The sequence below is a fragment of the Kaistella sp. genome (assembly GCF_049588135.1).
Classification (GTDB): Bacteria; Bacteroidota; Bacteroidia; order Flavobacteriales; family Weeksellaceae; genus Kaistella.
The window spans coordinates 1-6496 of the sequence record NZ_JBAVFG010000144.1 but is presented as its reverse complement, the minus strand read 5'-3'; the positions used below and the strand labels follow the sequence as shown (position 1 = coordinate 6496).

Annotated in this window: 6 protein-coding genes; 2 read left to right on the top strand and 4 right to left on the bottom strand. The window is 35.4% G+C overall.

Features of this window, described 5'->3' with window-relative positions; translation table 11 throughout:
* Positions 1–106: 106 nt before the first annotated feature.
* The 4 genes from WBY99_RS08455 to WBY99_RS08440 form a co-directional block, all read right to left on the bottom strand.
* A complete protein-coding gene (locus WBY99_RS08455; protein ID WP_423975894.1) occupies positions 107–583 on the bottom strand; it encodes a hypothetical protein in 477 nt (158 codons plus the stop codon).
* A gap of 1 nt (position 584) precedes the next feature.
* Entirely contained in the window at positions 585–974 is a 390-nt protein-coding gene (locus WBY99_RS08450) for a hypothetical protein (RefSeq protein WP_423975893.1), read from the bottom strand.
* Positions 975–1152: 178 nt separating this feature from the next.
* Positions 1153–1821: a PAQR family membrane homeostasis protein TrhA gene (gene trhA, locus WBY99_RS08445; protein WP_423975892.1), complete on the bottom strand. Its 669-nt coding sequence runs from the start codon at positions 1819–1821 to the stop codon at positions 1153–1155.
* Positions 1821–2843, bottom strand: a complete 1023-nt coding sequence (locus WBY99_RS08440; protein ID WP_423975891.1) for an NAD(P)H-dependent glycerol-3-phosphate dehydrogenase — start codon at positions 2841–2843, stop codon at positions 1821–1823. Before WBY99_RS08440 ends, trhA begins: the two co-directional genes overlap by 1 nt.
* 203 nt (positions 2844–3046) lie before the next feature.
* Between WBY99_RS08440 and WBY99_RS08435 the strand changes: the two genes are divergently transcribed.
* Both WBY99_RS08435 and WBY99_RS08430 read left to right on the top strand, forming a co-directional pair.
* Complete coding sequence (locus WBY99_RS08435; RefSeq protein ID WP_423975890.1) at positions 3047–3952, top strand: M23 family metallopeptidase; 906 nt, start codon at positions 3047–3049, stop codon at positions 3950–3952.
* A gap of 107 nt (positions 3953–4059) precedes the next feature.
* Positions 4060–6177, top strand: coding sequence for a DNA topoisomerase 3 (locus tag WBY99_RS08430; RefSeq protein WP_423975889.1), 2118 nt, complete (start codon positions 4060–4062; stop codon positions 6175–6177).
* The last annotated feature ends 319 nt before the right edge of the window (positions 6178–6496 follow it).

The following is a 6496-nucleotide window of genomic DNA, read 5'->3' as shown; positions in this document are numbered from 1 at the left end:
GCATTCAATTCTTTCTGGAACTTTTTAATAGTAGAAGTTTCAGTTTTTTGAGCTTGTGAAGCACAGGAAGTTACCAGAATAGCAACGATTAAAACGAGGAAATTTTTCATTTTTTGTAGTATTTTTTTCTAATGGTTTCGTAATAACTTTCGTCGGCAGAAATATAAAAAGGCATTTCGATAAAATTTTGATCGCGATACATCCCGAGATGTAGATAAACTGGTTGTGTAGATTTTTCGGTCTTTAATTTAAAATTTAAAACATCCATGAAATCTCTGGGGGATTTGGTAGTATGGGCAGAAACTAATTTTTCTACGACCACTTTTCCATTTTTATAATATAGATAGTTACATGATCTCTTCAAGGAGTCTGGCGATAATTTGGCTTGGAATCTTTTCGCAATGTTAAAACCTTCAAATTCTGAATAATCTTTATTTTCACATTTTTTAAAATAGGTTTCTACAAAATCCTGTGCAATTTGTTTTCTTTCTTTATTCATTTTATTTAATGGAACTACGTTGTAGCGTGAGTTACAACTTCCCAACAAAAAGGGAATCATCCATAGGAAATAAATTTTCTTCATTCTAATTAATTTTTACTTTATAAACATCTGATTCATTTCTTTTGATATTTTTGATCCAAAACCCACCTTCTTCTGGAATCTCTTCTTTTAAATCAAAACTGGTACACTCTTTTGGCAAACCAGAAAAAACCAGTGTAAACCAATAATCCTTCATGGGCGTAACTTCTGTCCAATAAGGAAACAGTGAAATATTTTCATGATGAATTAACACACTTCTATGTCCCAAACTTTCATCGATCAAAAATGTAGAAGACCAAATGCGAATCATCATATCCGAAAATCCGCTGGCAGGAAAACAACAATGTATGATTACTTGTTTTTCTATTTCTACCTTTGGTTGAAGTGCTGCTAAAAGTTCTGGTGAAATTTCGGGTTTGGTGATGGTTGTCATTTCAGATACAATTTCAGCTTATTTATCAGGCCCTTCATAATCCAGTTCAAGTTTTTCTTTGGTATCGTTTCTAATATGTTCTGTAAGTTCGGAATTTTCTGTCAATTTCTATTCAAAGGTAGGAATCATTTCTGTTAATTTTTCTTTCTATTCGTTATTAATTTTATCGAGGATGATCTTAGATCTTCGAAATCGGAACTACATAAAAATAAACCGACATAAAATGACAGAAAGTTCCCAATAGAACGAAGCCATGAAAAATTGCATGGTTGAATTTAAGTCGTTTAATACTGTATAAAACTGCACCAACTGTATAAAAAAATCCACCAGAAATTAACCAAACCAACCCACGGAAATCCAAATGATACCTCAGACTATCAAAACTAAAAATAATCATCCAACCCATTCCTACGTAAAGGATTGTAGATAAAAGATTAAATCTACCCGTAAAGAAAATTTTGAAAACAATCCCAATTAAAGCAATACTCCAAACGACTGCGAAAATCGTGTATCCTTCTCTACCGTTCAAAGAAACCAGTGCAAATGGCGAATAAGTTCCTGCAATTAAAACAAAAATCGCTGCATGATCGAAAATATCGAGGTGGTATCTTAGTCTTGGATTTTTCGAAAAATGATATAAAGTAGAAGCCAAATAAAGGACAACCATGCTTGAACCAAATATCGAGAAACTAAGCAGTACCTTCGTACTTCCTAAATCAATAGCACGAAATATCAATAAAACCAGTGCAAGAATACTTAAAAGTAAACCGATAAAATGAGACCAAATATTCAACCGCTCTTCTAAAACTGAGTAGACATGAACAGTATATTTTGTCCTTGATTTCACTAATTTAAGAGTAAGGTTAATTTTTTAAATTCAGCTTCGGCACTTTTTTCTTTATAAAGAATTTCATAAATCGCATTGATAATCGGAGTTTTCAGCTCTTTATTTTTTGCGGTATGATATACAGAATCTGCGGCGTAATATCCTTCAGCAATCATATTCATCGATTGAATTGCAGATTTTACCGTATATCCTTTCCCGATCAAATTCCCTAAATTTCGGTTACGGGAAAACAGCGAGTAAGCGGTTACCAATAAATCGCCAAGATAAGCACTCTCATTCACATCACGTGGAACTTCGTACACTGCTTCTAAGAAAACTTCCATTTCGCGAACCGCATTAGATACAAAGACTGCGGTAAAGTTATCGCCATATCCTAAACCACTGGAAATCCCGGCTCCTACGGCATAAATATTTTTCAAAATCGCACTGTATTCATTTCCTAAAATATCTTTGCTGCAATGCACATTAATAAAATCTGAAGAAAATAAAGCAAATAATTTTTTGGCTACATCCTCTTCTGCAACTGCAATAGTGAGGTAAGAAAGTCTTTCCATCGCAACTTCTTCGGCATGACAAGGTCCAGCGATGACCGCCTGATTTCGGAAGCCTATTTTAAATTCATCACGAAGGTAATGTGCAACAACATCATTTACTTTAGGAACAATTCCTTTAATTGCGGAAACAAAAATTTTGTTCTCATAATCACAAGTCATTTTTTCCATTGCATCTGAAAGGTAAATCGACGGCGTTGCTAAAACCACCACTTCACAAGCCGAAACCAATTCATTAATATCGGTGGTAATCTTCAGATGTTTTGGATCAAAAGAGACCGACGTTAAGTAATTAGGATTATGACCGCGCTGCTCAATGGCTCCTTTTACATATTCATTTCGTACACACCAGTGAACCACTTTACTATTTTCCACCAACATTTTCACAATTGCAGTTGCAAAACTACCACTTCCTACCACGCCAACAGGAATATTCTGAGTCTGCGATTTCGGTGTTTTCTTTTTTATCATAATTAAAAATTAGATGCTGCTCAGAAGTTTCTGAACAAGAGAGAATCTTTAGCGCAAAGATATTAAAGCTTTCTGAAATAGTGCAAACAATTGTTTTGAATAAACTGAGGGATATCATGAAGTCCTAATTATGGCTGAAAATATTTTATAAAAATATTTTATAAATTTGCAACCTCAATTTTTTGATCACCAAGACTTTAATAATGAAGAATTTTTTGAGTACTAAAAAAAACATCAGTTTAATCATAGGAATATTGGCATTTGTAATTTTCGGACAAGCGCTCTTTATCGGAAAACTATATTCTGAAAAAGACGACAAATCGTACCAAGTTAATTTAGTTCCCATTAAAACTGAAAAAGACAGTATCGATTATTTGGAAATGAAAAATAATCTCGCTTTAGTTGATCAAACCGTTCGAGAGCTAAATTCCTTTTTGGCATCAAAAAATCTATCGGATGGTAAGATAGAAATGCTCGCAAAAGACAGTATTTCAAATGCGGTTTATCTGGCAAAACAGACCAATCGCTACAGCCAGTATTTGGTTGATTTACAGAAAAAACTGCAACAAGTTCCTTTGGGAATCCCTACCGATGGTTATATCTCCTCGCAATTTGGAAAAAGGAAAAATCCGTTCCCTGAAAATACGATAATGCTTGCTTCTCTAAAGCCAACAAAAGCCGAGCTACAATACACTGAAGTAAAAGACAGTTTAGGAAATGTCACTAAAAAAATAATCGCTCCCAACTCAACTCAAGCCTTGGTCGAAAAAAATAATGCGCCTTCCGAAAAAGACCAACTTAAATTTCACAAAGGCTTAGACATTGCTGTTGCTCACGGTTCCGACGTTCGAAGTGCTGCCTCCGGAAAAGTAATTTTCGCAGGTGAAAAAAGTGGCTACGGAAACTGCGTGATTATTTCTCACGGTAACGGTTTGGACACCCTTTATGCTCACCTTTCTCAAATTTTAGTCAAGACCAATGAAGTGGTTAAAGTAAACGATGTGATTGCGAAATCAGGAAATACAGGTCGTTCTACGGGTCCTCATCTTCATTATGAAGTTCACAAAAACAATACGCCGGTTAATCCGAAATTGTTTATCAATATTTAAAGAAAACAGTTGATAGAATTATGAACGCTTCTGAAATTTCGGGAGCGTTTTTTTTTGCGGTAAAAATTACTCAAATTTGCAGCACGTCCCAAAAATGAAGTTGACCTATGAAATTATGTATTGCCGAAAAACCAAGTGTTGCCCGAGATATTGCCAAAGTATTAGGTGCAGACATGCCCAAACAAGGCTATTTTGAAGGCAATGGATATTGGGTAACATGGACCTTCGGACATCTTTGCACCCTCAAAGAACCTCACGATTACAGTCCACATCTGAAATCTTGGAATCTTATATTTCTTCCTATTATTCCGGACCCTTTTGGCATTAAATTAATAGAAAATCCGGGCGTTGAAAAACAGTTTCGAACCATTGAAAAACTGGTTGCAGATTGCGAAGAAGTCATTAATTGTGGGGATGCCGGGCAAGAAGGTGAAGTCATACAACGCTGGGTTTTGCACAAAGCCAAATGCAAAAAACCCATCAAAAGACTTTGGATTTCTTCGTTGACAGAAGTTGCCATTAAAGAAGGATTTGCGAACCTAAAACCTTCAGAAGATTATCTAAACCTTTACCAAGCCGGAAATGCACGTGCGATTGGCGACTGGCTTTTAGGAATCAATGCTACCCGATTATTCACGAAAAAATTTGGCGGAAACAAAAGTGTACTTTCAATCGGTCGGGTCCAAACGCCTACCCTAGCGATGATTGTGCAACGACAAAAAGAAATTGATGCTTTCAATACCGAAGAATATTGGGAACTGAAAACGAAATACCGCGATGTAATTTTCACCGCAGCGATTGACCGTTTGAAAACAAAAGAAAAAGCCGAAAAAGGCTTAGAATATCTGAAACAAAACCTTTTCGAAATCATCTCTTTTGAAATTAAAGAAGGAAAAGAGAAAAATCCACGATTGTTTGATTTGACGGCTTTGCAAGTAGAAGCCAATAGAAAATACGGATATTCCGCCGAGAATACGTTGAAATACATCCAAAGTTTATACGAAAAAAAGCACACCACTTATCCGCGTGTTGACACCACTTACCTTTCCGAAAGTTTGCATCCTCAGATTGAAGGTATTCTACAGAGCATGAATTTTTACAGCGAGTTTACCGCACCACTTTTAGCACAGCCGATTCCGAAATCGAAAACCGTTTTTGATGATACGAAAGTGACCGATCACCATGCGATTATTCCGACCGAAATTCCGCCTTCTTCGAGTTTAAGCAGAGAAGAAAAGTTAATTTATGATTTGGTGGCTAAAAGATTCATCTCTGTTTTTTATCCAGAATGTAAGATTTCAAATACTTTGGTAGAAGGTCAGGTAGGAACGATTCCGTTCAAAACTTCCGGAAGACAAATTCTGGAATTAGGTTGGCGCGAAGTGTATAATAAAGATCAAAAAGACGACACCGAGAAAAAAAACAAAGATGAAGAACAAACGATTCCCGAATTTAAAGCAGGCGAAAAAGGGCCGCACAAACCATTGATTCATCAGGGAAAAACCAGTCCACCAAAAGCTTATACAGAAGCAACGCTCCTTCGAGCCATGGAAACCGCGGGAAAACAAGTTGATGATGAAGAACTGCGCGAAATGATGAAAAACAACGGAATCGGAAGACCTTCTACCCGAGCAAACATCATCGAAACGCTTTTCCGAAGAAAATACATCGAGCGCAAAAAGAAAAACATTTTAGCAACTTCTACCGGAATCGAACTTATTGATACGATTCAAGATGAATTGTTAAAAAGTCCCGAATTAACAGGAGAATGGGAATTTAAATTGAGAAAGATTGAACATGGAGAATACGATGCTTCTCAATTTAAAGAAGAATTAATCGCAATGGTAACCGATCTCACGAGAAAAGTCATCAACGAAAAAGCAAAGGTTATTTCCTTTCAACAAGAAGTGCAACCCAAAGAAAAGAAAGAATCAACTCCTCGAAAAACAGTGGCAATTATTTGGGAAGAAACAAATTGTCCGAAATGCAAAGAAAGCAAGTTGATGAAAGGGAAAACTGCAATCGGTTGTTCCAATTATAAAAGTTGTGGTTTCAAAATTCCATTTATGGTATTCGGAAAAAAACTCACTGAAAAGCAAATTCAGGATCTTGTCATCAAAGGAAAATCGAGCAAACTGAAAGGGTTTACAGAACATCAGGAAGGTTTATCAGAAGGAATTTTACGTTTGACAGCCCAATTCGATATTGAATTAAAAGCTGATTAAAAAGAAGATAATACAATCTAGCTGAAATCATATCGTCAGAAGTATTTAATGAAAAATAGATAGGAAAAACTCATTAAAATTAACTTATTTTTTTTAAATTGCATTGATGCAAAACTCTACAATTCAAGAACTTATATCTATTTTTCTAAGTTAATTTTCGTGTATTTATCTATAAATCAGATAGATATAAATAAGTTGCTTAGCTTTTCGAAAAATATTGAAAACTTTAGATTGGAAAGAAAAAATTACATCCCGTTGAAAACATTGTGTCCATTACTATTCTTGCCATAATATGCAATGCTGTAGATTGGGAATAGAT

Bases quoted from the DNA above. Each gene is read 5' to 3' on its own strand.
- WBY99_RS08455 (WP_423975894.1), bottom strand. From the start codon at position 583: ATGAAGAAAATTTATTTCCTATGGATGATTCCCTTTTTGTTGGGAAGT.
- WBY99_RS08440 (WP_423975891.1), bottom strand. From the start codon at position 2,843: ATGATAAAAAAGAAAACACCGAAATCGCAGACTCAGAATATTCCTGTT.
- WBY99_RS08430 (WP_423975889.1), top strand. From the start codon at position 4,060: ATGAAATTATGTATTGCCGAAAAACCAAGTGTTGCCCGAGATATTGCC.
- WBY99_RS08435 (WP_423975890.1), top strand. From the start codon at position 3,047: ATGAAGAATTTTTTGAGTACTAAAAAAAACATCAGTTTAATCATAGGA.
- WBY99_RS08450 (WP_423975893.1), bottom strand. From the start codon at position 974: ATGACAACCATCACCAAACCCGAAATTTCACCAGAACTTTTAGCAGCA.